This window comes from Paenibacillus sp. JT31N17 (assembly GCF_056269255.1).
In genome coordinates this window covers 139,791-163,733 of record NZ_JBWDNP010000014.1, presented here as the reverse complement: position 1 = coordinate 163,733, position 23,943 = coordinate 139,791, and the positions used below count along the sequence as shown (strand labels likewise).

Genomic DNA, 23,943 nt, shown 5'->3' with positions numbered 1-23,943 from the left:
ATGAATGATTAACATTAGCGAAACTGCAAATGAAAAAATAAAAGAAATGCTCAGCTCCGAGGAAACGCCGAATCTGTTTCTGCGCATCGGTGTGAAGGAAGGCGGCTGCAGCGGATTCTCATATGGCATGGGCTTTGACGACGAGCAGCATGACGACGACAAAGTGATCGAATACAGCGGACTTAAAGTTGTGGTCGATAATGAAAGCATGCAATATCTGAACGGCCTTGAAATCGACTTCAAGGAGTCGGCCATGGGCGGAGGCTTCACCATCAACAATCCCAATGCATCGGCTACATGCGGCTGCGGATCTTCTTTCCGCACGGCAGTGGCGGCAGGTAAGCCCGGCGATTGCTAAGCTGAGTTCATTTTTCTAAAGAGCTATCATCAACCTTCTGGGGTTATGTAGATTCCATACATAATTCTGGAAGGTTTTTATGCGAAATATGTTCCTCTAATCAAATCTGATTGTATTTAATGTCCAACTATTAAGACGACATCCTTCATATCGGAGAGATGATTTTTGTAAGGTTTTTGTAAGAAGTAGTCCCGGGACCATTTAATGCTTGATGACTACGATATGCTATAATTTAGTCTCCTTCGCCTAGATCTTTACTGATCCCTCATTTTTCTGTCCTATGTACCACTTCCAACCTCTTTTTATTTCTCATTTTTCTCATAATTTCTTTTTTTCAATTCGGGTGATCTTCAATTTCTCAGAATTATCAAGCATTTGGGACGGTTTTGAATGCGACTCCAAAAGTGATAAATACCTTACAAAAATGTTCCTTATTTCTTATAATTGTCGACAAAAAGAATCCCTAAAACCCGGGATTCTAAAATTTCTTTAATGTTACAGGTTTCGACAGCCTCCTTTGGCCTGATCGCCTATAATTTAGGTATAGATATATAGGAGTAAGGAGGAAATATACTTTGACTGTTCTTAATGTGAATTCACCTTTTGAATTAGACATTCTGCATATTGCTCAGGCTCTTGATCTTGACAAGGAACGGATGCTCGAATTTATTTCCAGCGGGATCGTATCTATTCCAACCCAGCAAAATGATGAATTGCAAAAGCAAAACGCCGATGAATATACTTTAACTCCGCAAAACCACCGGACCGGAAAATTCCGCCTGACACGCTTTCCCAATCTCCAGCATATCCAGCTTGGGAAATCGCGTCATTAGCACAAGGGCTGCGGAGGTATAATGCTTGCAGCGAGACTTCAATACAAGGAAAACAGCCCTGCACAATACGTGCAGGGCTGTTTTTGTATGCTGGTAAAGATTATATCGTCGCCATTACATTGCCGCCTGCTACCGGAATATATGCTCCGGTGATGAAGCTGGACAAATCGGAAGCAAGGAAGGCAACCACATTGGCGATTTCCTGATCCGTGCCCCGGCGTTTGAGCGGCACCGTGCTTTCGTAGCTTTCGCTGCGTTCGGTATTGTTCAAGCGGTCTTTCTCGCTGATGGTCCATCCGGGTGCGACCTGATTTACGGTGATTTGATGCTCGCCAATTTCTTTTGCCAGCACCCGGTAGACGCCATCCATGCCGCGCTTGCCGGCTACATAAGCCGATTGGTTAGGGAAATTCTGCATGGCGCATTCCGTATTAATGGCGACAACCCGGCCAGCCTTGCGCTCAATCATGGCAGGAACGAAAACTTTGGACAGATGGACGGCCTGCAGGACGCAGGAATTAAATTGATCGACATAATCACTGGAATCCTGCTCCAGGACGGATGTCCAGGAGTATTGGGACACAGCGTTTGCAACCACGATATCAGGGGAGCCGAATCCGGCATCCAGAGCAGTTTGCTGCATTTGTTTGACTGAATTCAAATCCGCCACATCCGCCTGGACGGTAATGGCTCTACGGCCAAGAGCTTCGATCTGCTGCTTGAGCTGCTCGGCTTTGGCGGCATTTTGATGATAATGAACAAGGATGTCCGCACCGCATTGTGCCAGAGTGCCTGCGATCACTCTTCCGAGCTCTCCGGTCGCGCCTGTTACAAGCGCTGTTTTATTGGATAAATCAATTTGCATGAGATTCTCGTCACCTTTCCTGATTGAAATATTATGATTCGGCGGAGGCAATAGCGCGGATTTCCGCCAGAGTTGCATCATCCAGCGCAACATCCGCTGCGGGAAGCACACCGAGAATATGGCTTGGCTTGCGGACTCCTACGATTGCACTGGTAATGGCGGGATGAGCGAGATCGTAAGCGACAGCCAGCTGCGGAAGCGTAATCCCGCAGCGTTCGGCAACCGCTTTCAGCTTCTCCGCCTTGTCCACATTGCTGCGCAGGCCCTCGCCGGTATGGGCTTTGTTGCGGGAGCGCCAATCTCCTTCCTCAAAGGTTGTATCGTACGTATAATTGCCTGACAGCAACCCCGAGGTTAGAGGACTGTAAGCGACAACGCCGATGCCGTTCTCCAGACAGAAAGGCAGCAGTTCTTTTTCGGCTGCCGGCCGCAGAATGGAATAAGGCGGCTGAAGGGAATCGACATGACGGACGGCAAGCGACTGCTTGAGCAGGGGAACATCATAATTGCTTACACCGACATAACGGACTTTGCCGTCCTGTACAAGCTTGTCCAGGGCACGCATCGTCTCTTCGGCGGGAACCTCGGCATCCGGCCAATGAACCTGATATAAATCGATATAATCGGTTCCGAGGCGGCGCAAGGAGGCTTCTGCTTCCTGCAGGACGGAATCGTAGGCAGCGCTCCGTGCAGGATTGCGGTTCTCATCCCAGACAAGGCCGCATTTGGTCGCAAGAACAATACGGCTGCGGTCGGATTTCAACGCTTGACCCAGCACTTCCTCCGAATGACCCAGTCCGTATACGGCTGCCGTATCAAAAAAAGTGACCCCTGCATCCAGCGCGGCGCGGACGCTGTCGATGGAGGACTGATCGTCCTGGCTTCCCCAGGCGCTGGCCCAGCCTCCACCGCCGATTGCCCATGACCCAAAGCCGATTACGGAAATGTCGGGGCCATTCTTGCCCAACTTGCGGTATTTCACAAATGGTCACTCCTTTAAATTAGTCATCAATCTTAACGGCAGGCACGGCTGTTTCTACCTGCTTCCTTATCCATAGTATAGTTAAACAAATAGAATAGGAGAAGAACTGAAAATATTATTACCTAGTTACCTGAGGTTTACTAAAGCGCAGGCCTAACAGCAAAGAAAACGCTGACACTCGGAGCGGGAAATGCTTTTTTTTGGCGTCTTCTATATATGAAAGTTTATATTTTTTATATTGAAAATCTCTGCTATACTGAGGTAAAAATAGACAAATAACGTTCAGGTTCGTCTTAATGAGGGATGAATCATTCATCATTGTAGAATTTATCATCCAAAGGGGCGTTAGTGCGTGTCCTATGCGCTGTTTGTAGCAGGGTCTATCATTGAGTACTTCTCTTATTTCATCTTTATGTTCGCCTTGTTTCGTTTCCGGTTCAGAGATCGCATGTTTTATCTCGTTTTTGTATCCTTTATCATGAGTCAGGTTTCCTATTTTACACGGCTTAATCCCGAAATCGGCGAATTGTCCTCGTACATTCAGCTTACTTTATTAATTATCGCGATGTGGGTTCTGTTCCGGGTTCCTTTATACTATTCAATCGTCATGAACGGTGCGGGATTTGTATTCGGATTTGCGGTGCAGGGGCTGGTCATATTATTTCTTTGGCAGTCAGGAACGCCGCTTGGAACGATACAAGATAATGCTTTAGCCAGCGCAGCGACACAAGCGCTATCCGCTCTGCTTGTCATCGGGTTCAGCCGTTTGATTTTTATCAAAAACTGGGGATTTGATTATGTTCCGACCTCACATCGCGCATATGTAAGAATTTCCGGCGTGAATGCTTTACTGCTTGTCATTATCGTCATTGCCGCTGTTGCCGCATGTTTAACCGCCTTCTTATTTAAAAATGAGTTCAAGGATTACATCATACTCTCCAATGCCATATTTATTATTTCGGTACCTTTATTTTTATATTATTCATTCAGAAAGGATCATGAGGATGCTTCATAAAGCAGCCGAGCAATTGCATGCACGGATAGCAGCCAGCGGCAACGAGCCGCCATCGGTCCCTGTTATTTCTTATGTACTGCATATTCTGGTGAATACGGTTTCAATAATTCTGCTGGCTTCCGTACTGGGAATTGTTACAGGGGAGCCTGCAAAAACGTCGGTTGTTATTGTCTTATTGGCGGTCATCCGGTTTCTGACCGGAGGTTATCACCTTCCAACCAGCCTCGGCTGCATTGCCGCTTCTTCGATCGTACTCGCCGCGATCCCGCACATTCATGTAGCCAGCTTATGGGTCTATCTCATTACTGCAGCGGCATTTGTCATGATGGTATTATTTGCTCCCTCCAACTATGATCAGCACGCCAGAATCCCAGAGCGGTATTATCCTCTATTGAAGGTAGTGGCTTCCGCCATTGTGGCATCAAACTTTTTTATCGGCTCCGATTTGCTTGCTCTCACCTTTGCGACCCAGTCCATCCTTTTACCAATTAAAGGGGGTGAAAAAAATAAATGAAAAAGCGGGCTTATAAATTATTGGGAGCTATTATTGTTTCAGCTGCGTCGCTTTTTGTTTTTACGGGCTGTCTTTTCTATTTGTACAACCCGCCAATTCCAGAAGAACTTAGAAGGAAGGGAGTTTAAATGCAAATTCCCGTAGTAAAGCGGTTGAACAGGAAAGAGTACGAGATTGAAATGATCGACGTAGCAGACGTTCTCTACACCTTCATACAAGACCGCACATTGATGTACCAAACAAAGGAAGAGACGTACAGCCAGATTTCGACACTGGAGGAACAAGAGCGCTTCTTAATGACTAACGGGTTCCAGAAAGTCGAACGCGGTTATCTCGTGCAGATGAACAAAATCGAATATTTTGATGAAGAGCGGTCCTGCGTGTTTTTCGAGCAGCACCCGGCCTCCAAGGATGCGCCCAACGCGCCCGTATCGAGAGTTCACAAGAAAAATGTTGAAATGTTCAGCAAGCCTGCTGCAATTAAAGATAAACGCATTAATTTCTCAAACGGTTAAAGAAGCGCACCTCTGGGCAGAGATGATAGTATCTCTCGTCGGTGGTGCTTTTTTTATGTAGGTTGTTCAAAAAGCCATATTTGATCATGAAGCAGTTCAAGAAGCATAATCGACATCGAATATTGAATTCAGCCGGGACTTCCGGCGCTCACGTAGGTTTGGCCTACGCTCCGCTCCTCTTTCCCTAGCTTTATTCAATATTCTCGATGCTGAAAACCTGATCTTTTTGAATTTACATTATATATACCCAAGATGACGAATGCTCCTGCCTGTGATAGGATTTGCAGTAAATACCGGGTGGAAGGAGGAGCTCATGAATGTACAATATATTCATTGTTGAGGACGATGACAAAATCAGCGGTCTGCTCATGCAGTCGCTTGTAAAATATGGCTTCGGTGCGGTGCGCGCCGAGCGGTTCCATGATTTAAAGCGGGAAATGGCCGAGGCGCAGCCGGATCTGATTCTGCTTGATATCCATCTCCCTCATTTTGACGGTTATTATTGGTGCAGGCAATTCCGTACGGTCACAAGCGCGCCCATCATATTCGTCTCAGCCCGTGCCGGTGAAATGGACCAGGTGATGGCGATTGAGAATGGCGGCGATGATTATGTGACCAAGCCGATTCCGCTGGATCTGCTGCTGGCCAAAATCAAAAGCCTGCTGCGCAGGACCTATGGTGAATATGCGATGGCGGCCGTGCCCAGTATGGAATTGGAAGCCGGCGGACTAAAGCTGCATATAAGCAGAGGCGAGCTGGAGTGGCAGGGGAAGCTGTCCCCGCTTACCAAAAACGAATGCCAGCTGGCCGAAATTCTGATCGGTCAAGCCGGACGGATTGTAGCCCGGGAGCGACTGCTCGAAACCTTATGGGATGACGTACAGTTTGTCGATGATAATACGCTTAGTGTCAATGTGACAAGACTGCGCAAGAAGCTCGAGGAACTAGGGCTGATTGGCGTTATAGAAACGGTCAGGGGACAGGGTTATAAATTCGAGCTGAAAGCCGCCCGTCAGGAATCAGTCCAGGAATGAGGGATAACATTATGCATGAGGAGGAAGAGATAACAGGCGGCCATGAACAAGGGAAGCATTCTTATCAATCTGCCGGCGCTCTTATGTCCGCGGCTTCACCGCTGCGTTATTTCCGCGACCGCTTGTCCTATATAGCCGCCTTCATTGTTTCTTTATTCCTTGCAGGAGCGGCTCTTGTTCTTGGTCAAATTTTTTATCCGACCCATTTGGATCCGGCTACCGTCGTTTATGCGGGGGTGCTTGTTTTATGCTGCTTGTCCGTATGGCTATTGCTGGATTACATCCGGCAGCGTGCCTATTATCGCCAGCTGGATGAAGCAATTCTGCATGCCTCGGAGCTTGATGCCGCGCTGCGGGTCCGCTCGGGCGTGACAGGGGACCAGCTCGCCGTGCAGCGTCTCCTGCAGGCACAGCATGAGGCATACATGAATGAGCTGAGCCGTTACCGCAAGCAGCAGGAGATTCATCAGCATTTTATCCATCAATGGGTGCATCAGATGAAGACGCCAATTTCAGTCATTGATCTGATGATTCAGTATGAGGAGCAGGCGCAGGAAGAAAATAACCGCCCATCGTCCACTCCAAGCCTCAGCAGCATCCGGGAGGAAACGGAACGTTTGACCAGAGGGCTTGATATGATGCTCTACACGGCAAGACTGGATAAATTCGAGCTGGATGTCCGCATTCGCACCGTGCCGCTTCATGAAATTGCTAGACGGGTCGTGAATTCCTACAAGCGTCTATGCATCAAATATTCCATTTATCCGCAGATTACGGGGGAAGCGCTTGTTCAGACCGATGAGAAGTGGATCGCATTTGTCATTAATCAGCTGGTAGGGAACGCGATTAAATACAGCAAGCACAAGCAGAGTACAAAGAAGCTGCTGCTGCTCATTGAGACGGAGAACGGGAAGACCGCGCTGAAGGTGAAGGATGAGGGCATCGGCATTCCGGCACATGATTTGCCGCGGGTGTTCGATCCTTTTTTTACGGGCGATAACGGCAGATTGGTGGAAGAGTCTACGGGAATGGGGCTGTTTCTGGCCAAGAGCGTATGCGGCAAGCTTGGACATGGACTTGCGGTCGAATCCGTGCCGGGAGGCGGTGGGACGACCCTGACGATCTCTTTTGCTTCGCAAAGCTTGTTCAAGTTCAATGGAAAGTGACATTATTGTAAGAATAGGCCGGACTTTGAAAGCGAAATCGATGGAGAGCGTGCCTCCAATAGCTTTATACTTGGACTATCATCGAATATGTTTTTGGAGGGAACGGCTATGAGTGTATTGAAGACGGAAAACTTGAGCAAAACATACAGCTCCAAAGGAAACGTGACCTATAAAGCGCTGGAAGACATTGATTTTGAAGTGGCGAAGGGGGAGTTTGTCGGTATTATGGGTCCTTCGGGCAGCGGCAAAACGACGCTTCTCAACCTGCTCGCCACCATCGACAAACCCACCTCCGGCCGGATTGTGATCAACGGCACGGAGCCGGCCCGTCTTGGGAATAAAGAGCTTGCCTTGTTCAGGCGCCGGCAGCTGGGCTTCGTGTTCCAGGACTTCAACCTGCTCGACACCTTGTCGATCAAGGAAAATATCGTTCTGCCGCTTGTGCTGGAGGGACTTGCGCCGCGCAAAATTGAAGAAGCACTGGCTCCTTATGCCGAGCTTCTGGGCATAACAGATATTCTTGGCAAACGGACTTATGAAATATCGGGAGGCCAGAAGCAGAGGGCGGCTATTGCCCGGGCAATGATTCATCAGCCCTCGATACTGCTTGCCGATGAATTAACGGGAAACCTCGATTCCAAAGCGGCCAAGGATGTCATGGAATCCTTGAAGGATCTGAATGAAAATGCAGGCGCCACGATTGCGATGGTTACGCATGATCCGTTTGCCGCCAGCTACTGCAAGCGGATTGTGTTTATCAAGGACGGCAAATTTTATTCGGAAATCCGGCGCGGCGCCAGCCGCCAGATGTTCTTTCAGCAAATTCTGGACTCGCTCAGTCTGCTGGGAGGGAACTTCGATGACATTCCGCTCGCTCGCGATTAGCAGCATCCGGGGAAATTGGCGGGCTTACAATGCCTTCTTTCTGAGCAGCGTATTTTCGGTCATTGTCTTTTATATGTATGGCGCGTTTATCTTTCATCCCGATGTTGTGAACGGCCATATCGAGGCAGCGGAGAAGGTAAGATCGGGAATGGAAGCCTGCCAGTACATTGTCGTGATTTTTTCTTTCTTCTTCGTGCTGTATGCCAATTCGGCTTTTCTGAAAACCCGCAAGAAGGAATTTGGCCTGTATACCCTGTTCGGCATGACGGGAAATCAACTGCGCCGCATGCTCATCATCGAAAGTGTCATTATCGCTGTCCTCGCAATTGCGGCAGGATTAGGGATCGGAATGCTGCTCAGCAAGCTTTTTTTCATGGCGATGGCCTCGCTGCTTGGCGTTGAGAGCCCCATCCGTTTTGCTGTGCCGCTGAAAGCCGTACTGCTGACGGCAATAGGCTACTTTGCTCTGTTTAATGTATTGACCTGGCTTACAAGCATTCGCGTCGGACGTTCGGAGATCATTGAGCTGCTGAAGGAAGCCAACCAGCCGAAGCGCCAGCCCTTATATTCCATGTGGCTGACTATTCTGTCGGTCCTCTGCCTTGTTTTGGGCTACATGCTGGCCTATGTCATGGATACGTCAAATTTTTTGCTCGTGATGTTCCCGATTCTGGGACTTGTCGTTATTGGAACGTATTTTCTGTTTACGCAGTGCAGTGTTGCCCTTGTCCGGATGGTGCAGCGGAGCAAATCGATTTTTTATAACCGTACCAACATGATTATATTCTCGCAGGTTGCTTACAAGCTGAAGGATAATGCCCGTATCCTGTTTATGGTATCGATCCTCAGCGCGGTTATTCTGACGGCCTCCGGTACGGTCTACGCCTTCCAGCAGGAAGGGGAGAAGCAGCTTCTTTCCCATACCCCGCAAACGATCGGCTTTGTGGAAAATGGACTGAATGCCCGTAATGTGCTGGATCCGGCCAAGCTCAAAAGCATTCTTAAACAGGATGGACGGAAGCTTGCCTATGAGACCAGAGTTGTCGGTATACCCGGCGAAGAGGTGACTCCGGCAGAAGGGCATAAGACATTGCGGGCCCAATACGACTCCGCTATCGTGTCCGAATCCGACTACAACCAGGTGGCGGGACTGATGAACAGGCCGCGGCTTTCCATTGATACAGGTCATGCGAGGGTTGTTTTCCCCTATATCGAGCAGGAGACGCTGCCTCCTTTTGAAGGCCCTTCGGTAACCATGCAGGTCAACGGCACAGAGCAGTCGTTCAGCGTTGACGGCTATCTGTTCGGAGCCATTATTAGCCCGATTGATTATTTCACTACACTGATCGTCGTGGATGATACGCAGTATGGGACATTGCTCGCAGCGACTCCGGAATCCAGGCAAATTGTCAACTACGGCTTCGAAATCAAGGACTGGCAAACCGCGCTGCCGACGGTGGAAAAGATCGAGAAGCTTATACCGAAATCGGAGTCGGATCATGCCATGACCTATCGCGTCAGTTCGTTCCTTCAGACCCATCAATCTTCATCCTTGACCTTATTCGTAGGATTGTTTGTCAGCCTGCTGTTCTTTATCGCTTCCGGAAGCGTGCTGTACTTCAAGCTGTTCACGGAAATGAAAGAGGATCAGCTCCAATTCCGCGCGCTCACGAGAATCGGAATGACAGCGGGCGAAATCAGAAGAATCGTAGCTACGCAGGTAGGCATTATTTTCTATGTGCCCGTCGTCGTCGGCATCATTCACATGTGCTTTGCGATGAAGGCGCTCAGTACGCTGATGCAGGCGGATATCTGGATTTATGCCGGGACTGTAATCGGGATCTATGTCATCATGCAGAGCATATATTTTTCGGTGGCCTGCTCCGGTTATACGAAGCGGATGCTGAATCCCGCTGTTTAGTAAAAAGCAGAAGCCAATATCCGCGAATATGCGCGAACTTTATCTATAATCAGCCTGCGGCTGCCGTGAGGATCCCTTTATCAGGGGGCCTCCCGGCAGCCTCTTTTTCTATCAGGCTATTAAATAAGGCGAGTTGCCCCGTTCAATCATCCAAGAGAGACCTGTCTTTGAGGCATATATTGTTAGTAGACTCACAACAGAAAAGGAGATGGCTTTATGGGTGAAGGTCAGGGAAGGCAGTTAGCCAGCAAGTGGGCCAAGACTTCGGCACTGCTCTCGCAAAATGAAATTGCATCGCATATTCCGCCGACCCGCATGTTTTCTTCAGACAATCTGAGAAGCATGCTGCAGGCGCACGGAATGGTCGTCATTAAGCCCGTCGTCGGGGCGGGAGGGCACGGCGTCATCAAGGTAACAAGAGAAGGCAGCGGCTACGCGTATACGTATTATGCGAAAAAAAGACATTTCGGCTCCTTCGACGGACTCTATCATTCTCTTAACGGGATGCGTAAAGGCCGCAGATATTTGATTCAGAAAGGGATACGGCTGGCAACTATTAAAGGCCGGCCAATTGATTACAGAGTGAAACATGTGAAACAGGCCGATGGAAGCTGGGCCATTACCGCTATTGTGGGCCGGTTGGCGCGTCAAGGACTGTTCGTGACCAATTTATGCCGCGGAGGCACGCGCTTGAATGGTTCGGAAGGAATCCGGTTATCCGTCTCCTCGAATGCGGTAGCAGTCAAGAAGCAGCAAATGAGAAGGTTAACCCGGTTGGCGACGGAAGTGCTGGAAAGACAATTTCCAGGAATCGGCCAGCTTGGCTTTGATTACGGCATTGATAAGAATGGTAAAATATGGATTTTCGAAGTGAATACACGCCCCGAATAATCAATCGCCTTCGGGGCGGTTGCTTCTGTCCAAAATGGTTAACAGGATTTAATATAATTGGTTAATAGGTTTATAGAGTACCATCAAACTTTTTTATTGAGGTTTTGTGAATGAGGGCTGTGTATAACCCTATCCACATTATCCTCGTTGATATTCCTGTTTTTTCGACGTTTACCCACAAGTTACACACATGCTGTCCACAACTATCTGTGGATAATCGGAACGCTTGTTCTGCCTATTGGGACATGCTAAGATGACAAGGAAGAATTTAGGAAAGGAGGGTGGACAATGGATATGCTGTCTGATGAACTTCTTGTGGATGCCTATCTTTCGGCCATTCAATTCAACCTAGATCCGGAATTTATCAAGCTGTTGACTGTTGAAATGATACGCAGACAGATTAATCCTGAAACATACCGAATAACCGCTTGACTTCCCGAAAGTCCCAGTACATCCTCGTGAATGAAATATTTCATTTTTCCATACCTCAGAGGCTACTCTCACACTACAATTTCTTAAATAGCAAGCTCCTCTATTTAATAGCCATGACATACGACAAAGTCAAGCAAGCCGTTTATTGCAGGCCGGACGCAGCAAAAAAGGGTATCCCTCTTATCCCGGGAACCATCGCATACGATGCCGCCCGCTTAAGTCCGGATACCCTTATACAAGGATTTGAAGGCTCTACAACTTCATGTTGCTGCTGTGGCCAGGCGAAAGCTTCGCGTTCGGATCAATGTACACCTTCGCATTGTTAATGGCTGTGGGGGCTTCTCCGAAGCCTACCGCGATCAATTTGAGCTTGCCGGGATAGGTAGTCACATCGCCTGCGGCAAAGATGCCGGGGACGCTCGTTTCCATGCGGGAATCGACGACAATCGAGCCGCCCTCGATGTCGATGCCCCAATTTGCAATGGGGCCCAGCGAGGAAATAAAGCCGAAATTGACAATAACGGAATCGACAGGCAGTTCTCTGATTTCCTTGGATTTCACATCCTGCAGTGTAATGCGCTCAATTCTGTCTGCGCCGTGCAGAGCGGTAATTTCATAAGGAGTCAGCACCTTGACTGTCGAATTCATCAGATTGTCCACACTATGCTCATGGGCTCGGAATTTGTCGCGGCGGTGAATGAGTGTAACGCTGGCTGCGACCGGCTTCAGCATGAGCGACCAATCCACAGCAGAGTCGCCGCCGCCGCTGATCAGCACATGATGTCCCTTGAACTGGTTTAAGTCGCTGATGAAGTAATGAAGATTATTTTTTTCATATTTAGCCGCTTCAGGCAGTTCCAGCCGGCGTGGTTCGAATGCTCCGACTCCCGCTGTAATGATGACGGCTTTGGCGAAATGGGTTGTTTTGTCCGTGACAATTTCAAACAGCCGCTCCTCGCGTTTGATCACTTCCAGCACTTTCTCCTCCAGACAAACAGAGGAACTGAAATGGCTCATTTGCCTTTTGAGCTGCTCGACGAGCTCTCCCGCCGTAATTTTGGGAAATCCGGCAACATCATATATATATTTCTCAGGATAAAGCGCAGCGAGCTGGCCGCCGAGCTGTGGCATGCTCTCAATGATTTTGACTGATGCCTGGCGCATTCCGGCATAGAACGCTGCGAACATACCCGCCGGACCGCCGCCAATGATGACGATATCGTTCATTTGTTCGGTTTCAATAGCTTGAGACAATGTTTGTCACCTCCAGATTTAGTTTGTCCATTCAATCATTATAGCTTTTCGTAAAGAAGGATGGAAATAAAAAAATTGTATGTTATTCTAAAGTTTTTCGTATATTTTACCCTTGAAAACTTGTTAAATAATTTGTATCATGTGAGGTATTAATAAACGAATTGTCGAATTCATGAAAACTGTCATAAAAGCGTCTCTCAGTCAGCAAACTAAAGCAGGAAGAAATTTTAACTTTTGACTGGGTTTGTGTGATTTTTCACAAAGTAAAGAGAAATAAGAATGGATGGGATTTTGCGATGAGTAACATACCTAAGATTGTGATTCTGGGGGCGGGGTATGGTGGGATTTTGACCGCTCTGCGTCTTCAGAAAGAATTAAATTATAATGAAGCTGACGTTACGCTTGTGAACAAGCATGACTATCACTATTTTACAACGCATCTGCATATGCCGGCTGCCGGAACGGACAAAACGGAGAACGCGCGCGTGAGCATCTCCAAGCTTATTGATGAATTCAAGATCGATTTCGTAAAATCGACTGTCGTGCAAATTCGCACACAGGATAAAAAAGTAATTCTCGAGGACGGGACCTTGTCGTACGACTATCTGGTCATCGGTCTCGGCGGAGAGCCGGAGACCTTCGGGATCCCAGGCATGCTTGAGTATGCCATGAATATCCGCAGCATCAACTCGGTTCGTCTGATCCGCGAACATATCGAATATCAGTTTGCACGCTACAAACGGGAGCCGCACCGCACCGATTATTTGACGTTTGTTGTCGGCGGAGCAGGTTTTACCGGGATCGAATTTGTCGGCGAGCTTGCGGACAGGCTGCCGGAGCTGTGCAAGCAGAACGATGTCGACCCGTCGCTTGTGAAGCTGTACAATATCGAAGCGGCTCCTACCGCGCTGCCGGGCTTTGATCCGGAGCTGGTGGAGTACGCAATGGAAGTGCTGACGAAGAAAGGGGTCACCTTCCGGATCGGTACGCCGATCAAGGAATGTACGGCTGATGGCGTCATTGTCGGCGAGGGCGAAGAAATCCGTGCGGCAACGGTCATTTGGGCCGCAGGCGTAAGAGGCAACCGGCTGATCGAGGAAGCCGGCATCGAGACCATGCGCGGACGCGTGAAGGTGGACGAGTCCCTGCGTGTCGTGAGCCATGAGAATATTTATGTGATCGGCGATAATTCCTTGATATTTAACGAGGAAGGCCGTCCTTATCCGCCAACCGCCCAAATTGCGATGCAGCAGGGAGTTGCCTGCGCGCATAATCTGGTTGCCTCCATCCGCAACCAGCCGCTCAAGAAGTTTGAGTTCAAGAACAAGGGAACTGTCGCATCGCTTGGCAAGGGCGAGGCTGTCGGCATCGCTTTCGGCAAGAAGTACAAAGGCTCCTATGCAGCTTGGCTGAAAAAGATGATCGATATCCGATACTTGTATATAATCGGCGGAATTCCTCTTGTTCTCCGCAAAGGGAAGTTTCTGTAATGCGCCACTGCAGCGTACAGGTTCGCGGGCTGTTGACGCGTGAGGAGCTGGATCGTTACAACGCGCTGATGGAGGTCGGTTCTTTTCTGGAATCGCAGAGCCGGCATGATTTGTCCTATACGGTGCAGAAAGAAGTGGACCTGCTGATTCTTCCGGCCATTGAACGGCTGAAGGAGAAGGGGCGGGAACGCGACCGGCAGACAGAGGCTTATCTGGAGGCGAAGCGGATTCTCGAAGAGGACAATGACGAGGATTGACCCAGGTGACCGCATAGCGTACAAGGTCTGATGAATATTGAAACAGCAAAGCGGCCAGTGCATCTACTTGATGCAGCTGGCCGCTTTTATAATGGTTTAAGGACAAGGCTTGCAAAGGCGATAGGGGCGGCGGTCGCCTGCTCTTATCGCTCCTCTGGCCGCTATTTGAGCAGCTGGCCCAGTTTTTCTTCAGTGAGCAGGTTGCCGACATAGAAATCGCCAAAGTCGCCGTAGCGCGCGCTGACCTCGTCGAAACGCATTTCGTAGACCAGCTTCTTGAACTGCAGCGGATCTTCCGCGAACAGCGTCACACCCCATTCCCAGTTGTCGAAGCCGACAGAACCGGTAATGATCTGCTTGACCTTCCCGGCGTACTGGCGGCCGATCATGCCATGGCTGCGCATCATCGTGCGCCGCTCATCCATGCCAAGCATGTACCAGTTGTCATTGCCTTCGCGGCGTTTGTTCATCGGATAGAAGCAGATGTGGTTCCATTTGGGCAGAATGGGCTTGAGGCGCGCCATAATGTCAGGATTTTGCATAGGATCAGTGCCCGGAGGCGCCATGTAGTTGCTCAGCTCGACAACGCTGACATACGAATACGCAGGGTACGTAAACTGGGCAAAAATTGATTTGTTGAACGCCGTCTCAATAGTGTTCAGCTCTTCCAGCGTCTCGCGGAGATGCATAAATACCAGATCGGCCTTCTGTCCGATAACGGAATAGAAAGCGGTGCTGCCTGTTTGGGCATCCTCCAGAGCCTGCCATTCCTTCATATACGAATGCAGCTCGTCCATTGCCACTTGGCGCACGCTCTCATCCGCAGCTTCCCAGGCCGTCCAGTCGATCGAACGGAAATCATGCAGCGCATACCAGCCTTCCAGCGTTTGGGCTACTTCACTCATCGTCTATCCACTCCCTCAAAGGTTGTCTATAACTTCAATAAATAGTCGTGTTCATTGTATCGTACCGCATCAAAGGAGCGCAAATGACGGACTTGTGACAACATGGCGAATCAAATTGACTTCCTGCGGGCCATCTACTACACTAATCGTAGCGAAAGGGGAAGACGACTTATATGAACACAGATGTGGATATTCTTCAGCTCGTCATTGCAACCGTATTATTCCTTGTAATGATGTTCGGAATCGGATTCATTTTAAATATGCTGCTCAAGACGACATGGTTTCCCATTTACATGTATGTGATCGTGCTCATTCCGATCTTTATCTGGCAGACCTGGGATGATACGAAGTCGTTTGCAGGCAACTTTTCCGCCTTTACCTTCGTCGATATCCTGCCCGCAATCGGGGCGCTCATCGGCGCTTATGTGAGCGGTGCAACGATCAGGGCGCTGCGGCGGGGCGGATATAAAATGTTCTAGAATTCCCTCATTCGGGGGAATTTTCTTTTTTTAGCGTCCCTAAACCGGTCCTTAGATGTGTTAAAATAAATGAAAGTCTACTAGTGATGTTCAAAAAGATTTTGAACTCGCACTATAACTCGGATGGAGTCGAAAAAAATGCGGATGGGAAGCTTACATCAATTTACGGAGCATCATCGCTATTACATTTTTCGCGATTTTTCACTGAGCGCGGTGGATCGCAAAATGATCGGCCTGATCTATCAGCCGATGATCGGCGCATTTGCTGCAGGTCTCTATCAACAGCTCTATCAGCAGGTAGCCGACGATCGCGTCGGCTATTCGCCCCTTGAGCCGCAGCGCAAGCTGTTTCTGGGCCTGGGACTGGATATGAATGAACGCGGACGCCAGGAACTGGTCATTCACTCCTCTCGCCTGGAGGCGGTCGGACTTCTTCAAACCTCTCAGCTGGGCGTTGTGGACAACGACGATGTGGTATATGAATATGAGCTGATCAAGCCTTTGTCGCCGGATGAGTTTTTCGGAAGTCCCCATCTGACGATGCTGCTGCGCGACAAGGTCGGGAAGCATTCCGTTATTGCTCTGCGCGAGTCGTTTTACGCCAAGGAAGCGGACGAGCTGGCGGGAACGGAGCTGCAAAGAGAGAATTTGACGGTTCCCTTTTACGAGCTGTTTCGTTTAAATACACAGGGTATTGATCTGGAGCTGGAGCAGGCGCTTACGGAAGTGGCGCCGACCCGGCAGGCGCAGCCCAAGGCCGCTCCGGAAACGGCGGGCATCCAGTACGGGGAAATTATCATGAGATTCCCCCGCAACTCCTCCAACAGGGGCTTCGTGGAGCGCCTGCGCGGAGATGAGGAGAAGCTGGCGCAGCTGAACTACATCGCCTACAAATATGGCTTGACTGTGGTAGATCTGTGCAGGCTGCTGGATGAGGACGATGTGTTCGGCCAGCGCGGCGAACTGATGATCGATGAGCTGCAGCTGCGGGCGAACCAGATGTACCGCCAGGACCGCAAGCGCAATGAGGAGCGTCAGCGTATTTTCGGACGTTCCCAGCCCTCGGAGGCGGCAGAAACGGAGCAAAGCAGACAAACGGGCGACGATGCGGCTGGAGATGAGCCGCCGGATGAAATCGGCGTCCTGGCAGAGTTTTATATGGAAGTGCCGGTGCAGCTGGAAGGCCGCTGCGATATCCATCAATATAATATGCTGATGCGTAATGAGCCGCATACCCGCTTTATTGCCCGCTTCTTCCCCGGGGCGGTGCCGGAATGGATTATTCGCGTTTTTGAGGTAATCGATCTGAATTATCGGCTGCACGGATCAGTCATTAATGTCCTCATTCATTATGTACTGGGAATGAACGATTCCCAGCGGGTTACGAAGACCTACATAGACGCCGTCGCTTCGAATATGCTGATGAAACATGTCGATTCATTCGAGAAGGCGGTTCGTTACGTGCAGGAGCAGATCAAGCTGGAAGCGGACAAGGAACGCAGGCGGGATAATGGCGCAGGCGCGCCTTCGGGCGGCGCACGGGGCGGTTCGCAGACCGGGATACGCGGAGGGGGAAGGCGTAAGCCCTCGATATCGATTATTCAGGACACGCCGGATTCTGAGGCTATATCGCAAGAGGAGCTTGAGGAGATGCGGAAGCTTGCGCGGAAGCTGGACGGCAAAACGTAAGTGAAGAGGTGAGTAGACAATGGCAATGGAATCGCTAGGCGACCTGCTGGGCCAGTGGCCCGGCGGAAATGAGGCGCTGCAGCAGGCGGACCGGTTGATGAACGATCTGCTGGAGGAGCCTCTGGTGCAGCGGCTGCAAAGCAAATATCCGGAGCTCAGCCGCGAGGTGCTGCGGCTTAACCTGAACAAGGTATATCAATATACGACGGAATACCGGAACTGCTCGAATTGCCCGGGACTTGAACGCTGCCCGAACGATTTTGAAGGGCATTATACACTGCTTTCCTGCGAAACAGCCGGGAATCTGGTACAGCTGAACGAACGCAAGGTAACCTGCAAGAAGCTGCTGGCGAAGCAAAGCCAGGATTTGATCCGCAGCCGGGTCCGCAGCTTCTATGTGGACCAGACAGCCTTGTCGCGCGGCTACTCCGCTGACGAGATACTAACCAATGATCTGGAGCGGATGAAAGCTGTCGGCCAGCTGATGAAATATATCGATCTGACCAAGGAGCAGGGTCTGCAGAAAGAAGGATTATATTTGGCAGGCATGTTCGGCACCGGGAAAACCTTTCTCATGTGCTACATGCTGTATGAGCTGGCCAAGGCGGGCTACTCCGGAGTCATCGTCTATATGCCTGAATTTGTCGAGGATTTGAAGTCGCTGATGCATGAGCCCGGCAAGCTCAAGGAAACGGTCGACGTGATGAAGGAGACGGACCTGCTGATCTTCGATGATATCGGGGCGGAGAATCTGAATCCATGGGTCAGGGACCATGTGATGGGGGCTATTCTCAACTACCGGATGGACAGAAAGCCGACTTTCTATACCTCCAATTATAATCTGGACGCGCTGGAGCAGCATTTCAGCTTCACCAACAAGGATGGCGATGAGCTGCATAAGGGACAGCGGATCATGGACCGGATCAGGCATTATGTTCAAATTGTTCATGTCAAGGGCCATAACAAGCGGGCAAAATAAATCTAAGTAAGCCGGAAAGCGGGCCAAACCGTTTTCCGGCTTTTTATTATAGTGATATCAGGCGGCACAACCTGTCGATAATAAGAAAAATATATAGCATAGTTTTGAAAAGTTATCAATATCAATAAAGCTTCAAAATTTGAAAATTTGACTGATTTATGCTATAATTACGCTGTATTCTGAATAAAAGGAGGTGAAGTTGTATGTTCTCTCAATATATCTCGATGAAACGCTGGATTTCACTAATTTTCCTCGTTATTTTCACCATTTTTTCAATGCCTACCACCATCACGGAATCCACGGCAGGGGAAACGACGCGAACAGTTGTATCCGCAGGCATGGAGAATAAAACAAACCGGATCTCGGTCAGCCATAATCATATCTCCTTAGGGGAGAAAATGCGTCTTTCTGCGCTTGTATCCGCCTTGTTCTTTGCTGTGAGCTTGTTCCTCAAATCGACCGTTCGCGTACCCCTCGGGACACATGTCTCCTTCCACCCTCTGATTGCTCGATATTTAACCCGCATGCTGCAGTTCCCCATCAAAAAGACATCGCTTATTGCGTAAGGCAGCCCCAAGTATATCCCCCTATTAACGATGGAATTCTTCAGCCTGTTCAATCAGTGTCCAACATGTTAAAAAAATGGCTGCATCATGCCGTATTATTTGCTGTGCCCGGAAATCACTCCATTTCACAGGAAGCAATTTCTTCCCTTTGCTTGTCCGTTTATTAAAAAACGGTGACCGGGGGCGTGTTTGCTCATGCCCAAAACCAGGACCATAACATTCAGCGGCAAGAGTGCCGCTTTCCGATAAGCATTTTGATCAAATTAACAGGAGGGGCCCATCGATTATGAATATACGTGAAACCGATCTTCCCGGTATAGGGAAGAAATTTCAATTGTCCACCCGTGACGGAGATCAAATGATTATTATCGTGCACGATGACGGAAGAAGAGAATGTTACCATTTTCAAGGTGGAAATAGGGATGAAGCGCATTCCCTGATAACGCTCGATGATGACGAAGCGCGACTGGTTGCGGCGATCATCGGCGGGGTGACTTATAAGCCGACAGCAGTCGAGACGATGGAAATGGCATTGGATGATCTGATCATTGAATGGTACCGGATAGAGCACGACCACAAATGTGTTGGCAAATCGATAGGTGAACTGAACGTGCGCCAGAACTCGGGTGCAACCATCCTTGCAATCGTCGGGAAAAACCGTGCAAAATATGTGAATCCCGGACCGGATATCGTACTTCAAGCCGAATCCATGCTCGTTGTGGCAGGAGAGAGGGGGCAGCAGAAATTATTCAAAAAAATGATAAAGAATGGATGTGAATGAACCTATGAACCATCTGGTATTTGAGGTAGGAGTCGCGATTGCGCTCATTGCGTCGGCGGGATTATTGTCTGCGAAGCTGCGGTTCTCGGTGATTCCTTTTTATATTTTGGTAGGTATGGCAGTCGGCCCCCATGCCATTCAATTCTGGCATATTGATTTAACCTTTATTTCAAGTGCGCCCTTGATTGAATTTTTAGGGCGTATCGGCGTCCTGTTTCTGCTGTTTTACCTGGGGCTTGAATTTTCCGTGGGACGCCTGGTTAAATCGGGCAAATCGATTGCAATCGGTGGAACGATCTATATACTGATCAACTTTACGCTTGGTCTGCTGTTTGGCTGGGCGGCGGGTATGCCGCTTCTTGAGGTGCTGATAATCGCCGGGATTACGACGATTTCCTCCAGCGCCATTGTGGCCAAGGTGCTGGTCGATTTGAAACGGACGGCCAACCCCGAGACCGAAATGATTCTGGGAATTATTATGTTCGAGGATATTTTTCTGGCGGTTTATATTTCGATATTATCGGGCCTTGTACTCAGCGACTCGTCTTCAATCGGCGGCATTGCACTCTCTGCCCTGATCGCGCTTGGTTTTATGCTGCTTGTATTGGTGGTGGGACGCAAGGCGGTTCCGCTGCTGAACAAGCTGCTGAATATCCGCTCCAACGAGGTATTCCTGCTTGTTATCTTCGCCATTCTGTTCCTGGTCGCGGGTTTCTCCGAGACGATCCATGTGGCGGAAGCGATCGGCGCACTGCTTGTCGGTCTGGTGCTTGCGGAGACGGAGCATATGAAGCGGATAGAGCACATGATTTTGCCTTTCCGCGATTTCTTTGGCGCCATCTTCTTCTTCAGCTTCGGTCTTACGATTGATCCTCTCTCATTGGGCGGGGCATTCTGGTTGTCGCTGGGAGCGGTTCTGGTGACGCTCGCCGGGAATTTCGCAGCCGGCATGTGGGCGGGATACAGCGCGGGACTCTCACCCAAGGCCTCGGTGAATATCGGTCTTACGATTGTGGCGCGCGGCGAGTTTTCTATTATAATGGCGAATCTGGCGAAGGCAGGGGGACTGCTGCCCATCCTGCAGCCGTTCGCAGCGTTATATGTGCTGATATTAGCGGTTCTGGGACCGCTGCTGACGAAAGAAACCAAATGGATATACGGCCTGCTGGAACGGACGTTTAAGCTATTCGGCATTCGCCTGGGTAAAGAAAGAACCAAGAAAAGAACCACGCAATCACGTTAATCTTTCAATCTGCCCGTGTGAACATTTTTCTTAACCACCTTAATAGGGAGGAAACAAGAATGAGACATGAGACGGTAACGATGAGATGCGGGGAAAAAAAGACCATCCGGCAGGACAACATTCAGCTGACTGCCGCCGCCATGGGAATATTCATCAGTATAACGGCCATAACAGCAAAGCTGCAGATAATGTTTTTTGATCCTGGCTGGGCATTGTTGTTCACGGTAGTATTCCTGCTGTCCTATCCGCGTTCGCATCGTTCCATGTATACCCGTATGATGTGGATCAGAAGCAGCCGCGCCAATGAGATTGAGGATGCCATTATGGAGGCGGTTGGACGCGAAGTGATCCGAATTCCTATGGACAGCGGGGGGGATCAAAGCATACAGCGGATGAAACTGGTGATTTACCGGCTGGAGGAGAGAACGCTGAAGGATCTTGTGTATTCCATTGATTCGGCAGCTGAGTGCGGGGTCGTCCCGGTTTATGAATGGAAGAGGGGAGAACGTCAGGATTTGCGTTAGGCTCCCGTCTGAATACTTGAGAACAAGCGCGCAGGATTCTGGAGCCTTCCATAACTTCATGATCCAGAAGAGACTTCAATTACCCATTAATCAGGTATTGAAGTCTTTTTTCGTTTCCATTAGGGCAGGGAACCAAAAGTTTGGACGCTTAGACAGGTATAAGCAAATATTATCGATCATATCAGAAGAACAGAAAATTAGTCTTGACACATAAGGGTGTCCGTTGTTATCATTTCATTCATAACCAACTAAACAGGTAGGAATAGATTTGATTTTGCGACCGGAACAACCGGAGTGAAACGCCTTTTTCATTTATCTGTCAGTTTGAAACCAAGGGGAGTGCTTTAACATGACGAACATGACAAAGAAAAAACGTTTACCGGTACAGCTATTATTTATTTTGGTCATTCTGGCGGTTGCGCTGGCTGGCTGCGGAGGCAACTCCAACACGGGGAATACAGAGAATAATACAAACACTCCGGCAGCAAATACCCCTGACAACACGAGCGCAGCTCCTGGCAATACAGACACCGCGGCTGCTGAGCCCAAAGAGCCTGTAGAATTATTGAATGTCTCCTACGACCCTACCCGCGAGCTTTATGAAGCTTATAATAAATTATTCGCCGATCACTGGAAACAGGAAACCGGCCAGGTCGTGACGATCAAGCAGTCGCATGGCGGTTCAGGCACACAAAGCCGCTCCGTAGTCGATGGGCTGAAAGCCGATGTCGTTACACTTGCTCTTGGCTATGATATTACCGCTATTCAGGGTGCCGGACTCATCCAGCCCGACTGGCAGAAGGAATTCGAAGAAAACAGCTCACCATACACCTCCACGATTGTATTCCTGGTTCGCAAAGGCAACCCGAAGGGGATCAAGGATTGGAACGATCTTGTTAAGGACGGCGTCTCCGTTATCACACCGAACCCGAAAACAAGCGGTGGCGCACGCTGGAACTTCCTTGCAGCATGGGGCTATGCGCTGAAACAAAACAATGGCGATGAAGCCAAAGCGAAGGAATTCGTAACCAAATTGTTCAAAAATGTTCCGGTATTGGATTCCGGCGCCCGCGGATCGACCACAACCTTCGTTGAGCGCGAAATCGGAGACGTTCTGCTGGCCTGGGAGAATGAAGCGCAGCTCTCCAAAAAAGAATTCGGCGATGACAAATTCGAAATCGTCTATCCATCTCTCAGTATTCTGGCCGAACCGCCGGTCGCCATCGTAGACAAAGTAGTCGATGACCACGGAACACGCGAAGTATCGGAGGCCTATCTGAAATATCTGTACACCGAAGAGGCTCAGAAGCTGGTTGCCGAGAACTACTATCGCCCTCGCATGGCTTCCGTTGCCGAGCAGTTCAAGGATAATTTCCCTGCAATTGAAATGCTGACGATCGACAACGATTTCGGCGGATGGGATGAAGCACAGAAGAAATATTTTGCCGACGGCGGTGTATTCGATCAAATATATACACCGGGCTCATAAGCCGCATGACAGGAGCTGACTTCACATGAAAGGTTCCAGGAGAAGAACGAAATCGAGAAGCGTGCTGCCGGGCTTTGGACTATCGCTCGGCTTCACGATCCTTTACTTAAGCATTATTGTGCTGATTCCGCTGGCGAGCATCTTTATCAAGACTTCGGGTCTAAGCTTGGGCGAGTTCTGGCAAACGGTGACGAATCCAAGGGTGGTTGCTTCCTATAAGATCAGCTTCTTCACCGCTTTTTTCGCAGCCCTGATTAATCTTGTTTTTGGCCTGCTTGTGGCCTGGGTGCTGGTACGGTATCGTTTTCCGGGAAAAAAGCTGATCGACAGCCTCCTGGATCTTCCGTTCGCCCTGCCGACCGCTGTTGCGGGCATCGCTCTGACCACGATCTATGCTCCGAACGGCTGGATCGGCTCTCTCCTTGGGCCTTTGGGCATTAAGGTGGCCTACACGCCGATCGGTATTACGATTGCGCTGATCTTCATTGGCTTGCCCTTTGTCGTCAGAACCGTTCAGCCGGTATTGCAGGATATGGAGAAGGATACGGAGGAGGCGGCCGTAATGCTGGGCGCCCACCGATTCAGAACCTTCAGAAGGATCATATTGCCTGAATTGGTGCCGCCGATGCTGACGGGCTTTGCGCTGGCATTTGCAAGAGGCATCGGGGAATATGGGTCGGTCGTATTCATCTCCGGCAATATGCCGCTCAAGACCGAAATCGCGCCGCTTCTGATCATGACGAAGCTGGAGCAGCATGATTATACAGGAGCAACCGCAATTGCACTGGTGATGCTCGTCGCCTCGTTCCTGCTGCTGCTGCTGATCAACTACCTGCAGTGGCGCAGCAACCGCCACGTTACGGCAGCATAAGGGGG

The 23,943-nt window shown here is 49.6% G+C and carries 27 protein-coding genes; 23 read left to right on the top strand and 4 right to left on the bottom strand.

Features of this window, described 5'->3' with window-relative positions; genetic code table 11:
* Nucleotides 1-4 precede the first annotated feature (4 nt).
* Together erpA and AC0YOB_RS30430 are read left to right on the top strand one after the other, a co-directional pair.
* Nucleotides 5-358: an iron-sulfur cluster insertion protein ErpA gene (gene erpA, locus AC0YOB_RS30435; RefSeq protein ID WP_210038399.1), complete on the top strand. Its 354-nt coding sequence runs from the start codon at nucleotides 5-7 to the stop codon at nucleotides 356-358.
* 575 nt (nucleotides 359-933) lie between these two features.
* Nucleotides 934-1,191, top strand: coding sequence for a hypothetical protein (locus AC0YOB_RS30430; RefSeq protein WP_210038400.1), 258 nt, complete (start codon nucleotides 934-936; stop codon nucleotides 1,189-1,191).
* 100 nt (nucleotides 1,192-1,291) lie between these two features.
* Here the strand turns inward: AC0YOB_RS30430 and AC0YOB_RS30425 are convergent, their stop codons facing one another.
* Both AC0YOB_RS30425 and AC0YOB_RS30420 read right to left on the bottom strand, forming a co-directional pair.
* Entirely contained in the window at nucleotides 1,292-2,056 is a 765-nt protein-coding gene (locus AC0YOB_RS30425; protein ID WP_475795966.1) for an SDR family NAD(P)-dependent oxidoreductase, read from the bottom strand.
* 31 nt (nucleotides 2,057-2,087) lie between these two features.
* Nucleotides 2,088-3,038 (bottom strand): aldo/keto reductase, encoded by a 951-nt coding sequence (locus AC0YOB_RS30420; protein ID WP_475795965.1) that lies wholly within the window; start codon nucleotides 3,036-3,038, stop codon nucleotides 2,088-2,090.
* A 352-nt stretch (nucleotides 3,039-3,390) separates the two neighbouring features.
* Between AC0YOB_RS30420 and AC0YOB_RS30415 the strand changes: the two genes are divergently transcribed.
* The 10 genes from AC0YOB_RS30415 to sda all read left to right on the top strand — a co-directional run bounded on the left by AC0YOB_RS30415 (nucleotide 3,391) and on the right by sda (nucleotide 11,411).
* Entirely contained in the window at nucleotides 3,391-4,053 is a 663-nt protein-coding gene (locus AC0YOB_RS30415; protein WP_475795964.1) for a hypothetical protein, read from the top strand.
* Nucleotides 4,043-4,567 (top strand): accessory gene regulator B family protein, encoded by a 525-nt coding sequence (locus tag AC0YOB_RS30410; protein WP_475795963.1) that lies wholly within the window; start codon nucleotides 4,043-4,045, stop codon nucleotides 4,565-4,567. The genes AC0YOB_RS30415 and AC0YOB_RS30410 overlap by 11 nt, the downstream gene beginning before the upstream one ends.
* On the top strand, nucleotides 4,564-4,695 hold the full coding sequence (locus tag AC0YOB_RS30405; protein ID WP_210038405.1) for a cyclic lactone autoinducer peptide: 132 nt from the start codon (nucleotides 4,564-4,566) through the stop codon (nucleotides 4,693-4,695). The genes AC0YOB_RS30410 and AC0YOB_RS30405 overlap by 4 nt, the downstream gene beginning before the upstream one ends.
* Nucleotides 4,696-5,082, top strand: a complete 387-nt coding sequence (locus AC0YOB_RS30400; protein WP_210038406.1) for a LytTR family transcriptional regulator DNA-binding domain-containing protein — start codon at nucleotides 4,696-4,698, stop codon at nucleotides 5,080-5,082.
* Nucleotides 5,083-5,399: 317 nt separating this feature from the next.
* Nucleotides 5,400-6,116 (top strand): response regulator transcription factor, encoded by a 717-nt coding sequence (locus tag AC0YOB_RS30395; RefSeq protein WP_475795962.1) that lies wholly within the window; start codon nucleotides 5,400-5,402, stop codon nucleotides 6,114-6,116.
* An 11-nt stretch (nucleotides 6,117-6,127) separates the two neighbouring features.
* Complete coding sequence (locus AC0YOB_RS30390; RefSeq protein WP_475795961.1) at nucleotides 6,128-7,282, top strand: sensor histidine kinase; 1,155 nt, start codon at nucleotides 6,128-6,130, stop codon at nucleotides 7,280-7,282.
* A gap of 108 nt (nucleotides 7,283-7,390) precedes the next feature.
* Nucleotides 7,391-8,167: an ABC transporter ATP-binding protein gene (locus AC0YOB_RS30385; protein ID WP_210038408.1), complete on the top strand. Its 777-nt coding sequence runs from the start codon at nucleotides 7,391-7,393 to the stop codon at nucleotides 8,165-8,167.
* A complete protein-coding gene (locus tag AC0YOB_RS30380) occupies nucleotides 8,142-10,088 on the top strand; it encodes an FtsX-like permease family protein (RefSeq protein ID WP_475795960.1) in 1,947 nt (648 codons plus the stop codon). Before AC0YOB_RS30385 ends, AC0YOB_RS30380 begins: the two co-directional genes overlap by 26 nt.
* Before the next feature lie 216 nt (nucleotides 10,089-10,304).
* Nucleotides 10,305-10,979, top strand: a complete 675-nt coding sequence (locus AC0YOB_RS30375; protein ID WP_475795959.1) for a YheC/YheD family protein — start codon at nucleotides 10,305-10,307, stop codon at nucleotides 10,977-10,979.
* A gap of 288 nt (nucleotides 10,980-11,267) precedes the next feature.
* On the top strand, nucleotides 11,268-11,411 hold the full coding sequence (gene sda / locus AC0YOB_RS30370; RefSeq protein ID WP_210038411.1) for a sporulation histidine kinase inhibitor Sda: 144 nt from the start codon (nucleotides 11,268-11,270) through the stop codon (nucleotides 11,409-11,411).
* Between the two features lie 252 nt (nucleotides 11,412-11,663).
* Here sda and AC0YOB_RS30365 read toward each other — a convergent pair whose 3' ends face one another.
* Nucleotides 11,664-12,638, bottom strand: coding sequence for an NAD(P)/FAD-dependent oxidoreductase (locus AC0YOB_RS30365; protein ID WP_475795993.1), 975 nt, complete (start codon nucleotides 12,636-12,638; stop codon nucleotides 11,664-11,666).
* A 323-nt stretch (nucleotides 12,639-12,961) separates the two neighbouring features.
* On the opposite strand from AC0YOB_RS30365, the gene AC0YOB_RS30360 reads away from it, so the two are divergent.
* Both AC0YOB_RS30360 and AC0YOB_RS30355 read left to right on the top strand, forming a co-directional pair.
* On the top strand, nucleotides 12,962-14,155 hold the full coding sequence (locus tag AC0YOB_RS30360) for an NAD(P)/FAD-dependent oxidoreductase (RefSeq protein WP_475768683.1): 1,194 nt from the start codon (nucleotides 12,962-12,964) through the stop codon (nucleotides 14,153-14,155).
* Complete coding sequence (locus AC0YOB_RS30355) at nucleotides 14,155-14,412, top strand: hypothetical protein (RefSeq protein WP_210038413.1); 258 nt, start codon at nucleotides 14,155-14,157, stop codon at nucleotides 14,410-14,412. Before AC0YOB_RS30360 ends, AC0YOB_RS30355 begins: the two co-directional genes overlap by 1 nt.
* 161 nt (nucleotides 14,413-14,573) lie before the next feature.
* On the opposite strand, the gene hemQ is transcribed toward AC0YOB_RS30355, so the two are convergent.
* Nucleotides 14,574-15,317 (bottom strand): hydrogen peroxide-dependent heme synthase, encoded by a 744-nt coding sequence (hemQ, locus tag AC0YOB_RS30350; RefSeq protein WP_475795958.1) that lies wholly within the window; start codon nucleotides 15,315-15,317, stop codon nucleotides 14,574-14,576.
* A 173-nt stretch (nucleotides 15,318-15,490) separates the two neighbouring features.
* On the opposite strand from hemQ, the gene AC0YOB_RS30345 reads away from it, so the two are divergent.
* From AC0YOB_RS30345 to cysT, 9 genes are all read left to right on the top strand, one after another.
* The gene (locus tag AC0YOB_RS30345; RefSeq protein WP_379113955.1) at nucleotides 15,491-15,796 is read left to right on the top strand and encodes a YuiB family protein; all 306 of its coding nucleotides are present in this window, start codon (nucleotides 15,491-15,493) and stop codon (nucleotides 15,794-15,796) included.
* A 138-nt stretch (nucleotides 15,797-15,934) separates the two neighbouring features.
* The gene (locus tag AC0YOB_RS30340) at nucleotides 15,935-17,485 is read left to right on the top strand and encodes a replication initiation and membrane attachment family protein (RefSeq protein WP_210038415.1); all 1,551 of its coding nucleotides are present in this window, start codon (nucleotides 15,935-15,937) and stop codon (nucleotides 17,483-17,485) included.
* A 25-nt stretch (nucleotides 17,486-17,510) separates the two neighbouring features.
* A complete protein-coding gene (gene dnaI / locus AC0YOB_RS30335) occupies nucleotides 17,511-18,464 on the top strand; it encodes a primosomal protein DnaI (RefSeq protein WP_210038560.1) in 954 nt (317 codons plus the stop codon).
* A gap of 203 nt (nucleotides 18,465-18,667) precedes the next feature.
* Nucleotides 18,668-19,030, top strand: a complete 363-nt coding sequence (locus AC0YOB_RS30330; protein WP_475795957.1) for a hypothetical protein — start codon at nucleotides 18,668-18,670, stop codon at nucleotides 19,028-19,030.
* A gap of 286 nt (nucleotides 19,031-19,316) precedes the next feature.
* Nucleotides 19,317-19,811, top strand: a complete 495-nt coding sequence (locus AC0YOB_RS30325) for a cation:proton antiporter regulatory subunit (RefSeq protein ID WP_475795956.1) — start codon at nucleotides 19,317-19,319, stop codon at nucleotides 19,809-19,811.
* A gap of 4 nt (nucleotides 19,812-19,815) precedes the next feature.
* Nucleotides 19,816-21,054, top strand: a complete 1,239-nt coding sequence (locus AC0YOB_RS30320; RefSeq protein WP_475795955.1) for a cation:proton antiporter — start codon at nucleotides 19,816-19,818, stop codon at nucleotides 21,052-21,054.
* 59 nt (nucleotides 21,055-21,113) lie between these two features.
* Entirely contained in the window at nucleotides 21,114-21,578 is a 465-nt protein-coding gene (locus AC0YOB_RS30315) for a hypothetical protein (protein WP_475795954.1), read from the top strand.
* 349 nt (nucleotides 21,579-21,927) lie between these two features.
* A complete protein-coding gene (locus tag AC0YOB_RS30310; RefSeq protein ID WP_475795953.1) occupies nucleotides 21,928-23,067 on the top strand; it encodes a sulfate ABC transporter substrate-binding protein in 1,140 nt (379 codons plus the stop codon).
* A 25-nt stretch (nucleotides 23,068-23,092) separates the two neighbouring features.
* Nucleotides 23,093-23,938, top strand: coding sequence for a sulfate ABC transporter permease subunit CysT (cysT, locus tag AC0YOB_RS30305; protein ID WP_210038420.1), 846 nt, complete (start codon nucleotides 23,093-23,095; stop codon nucleotides 23,936-23,938).
* The last annotated feature ends 5 nt before the right edge of the window (nucleotides 23,939-23,943 follow it).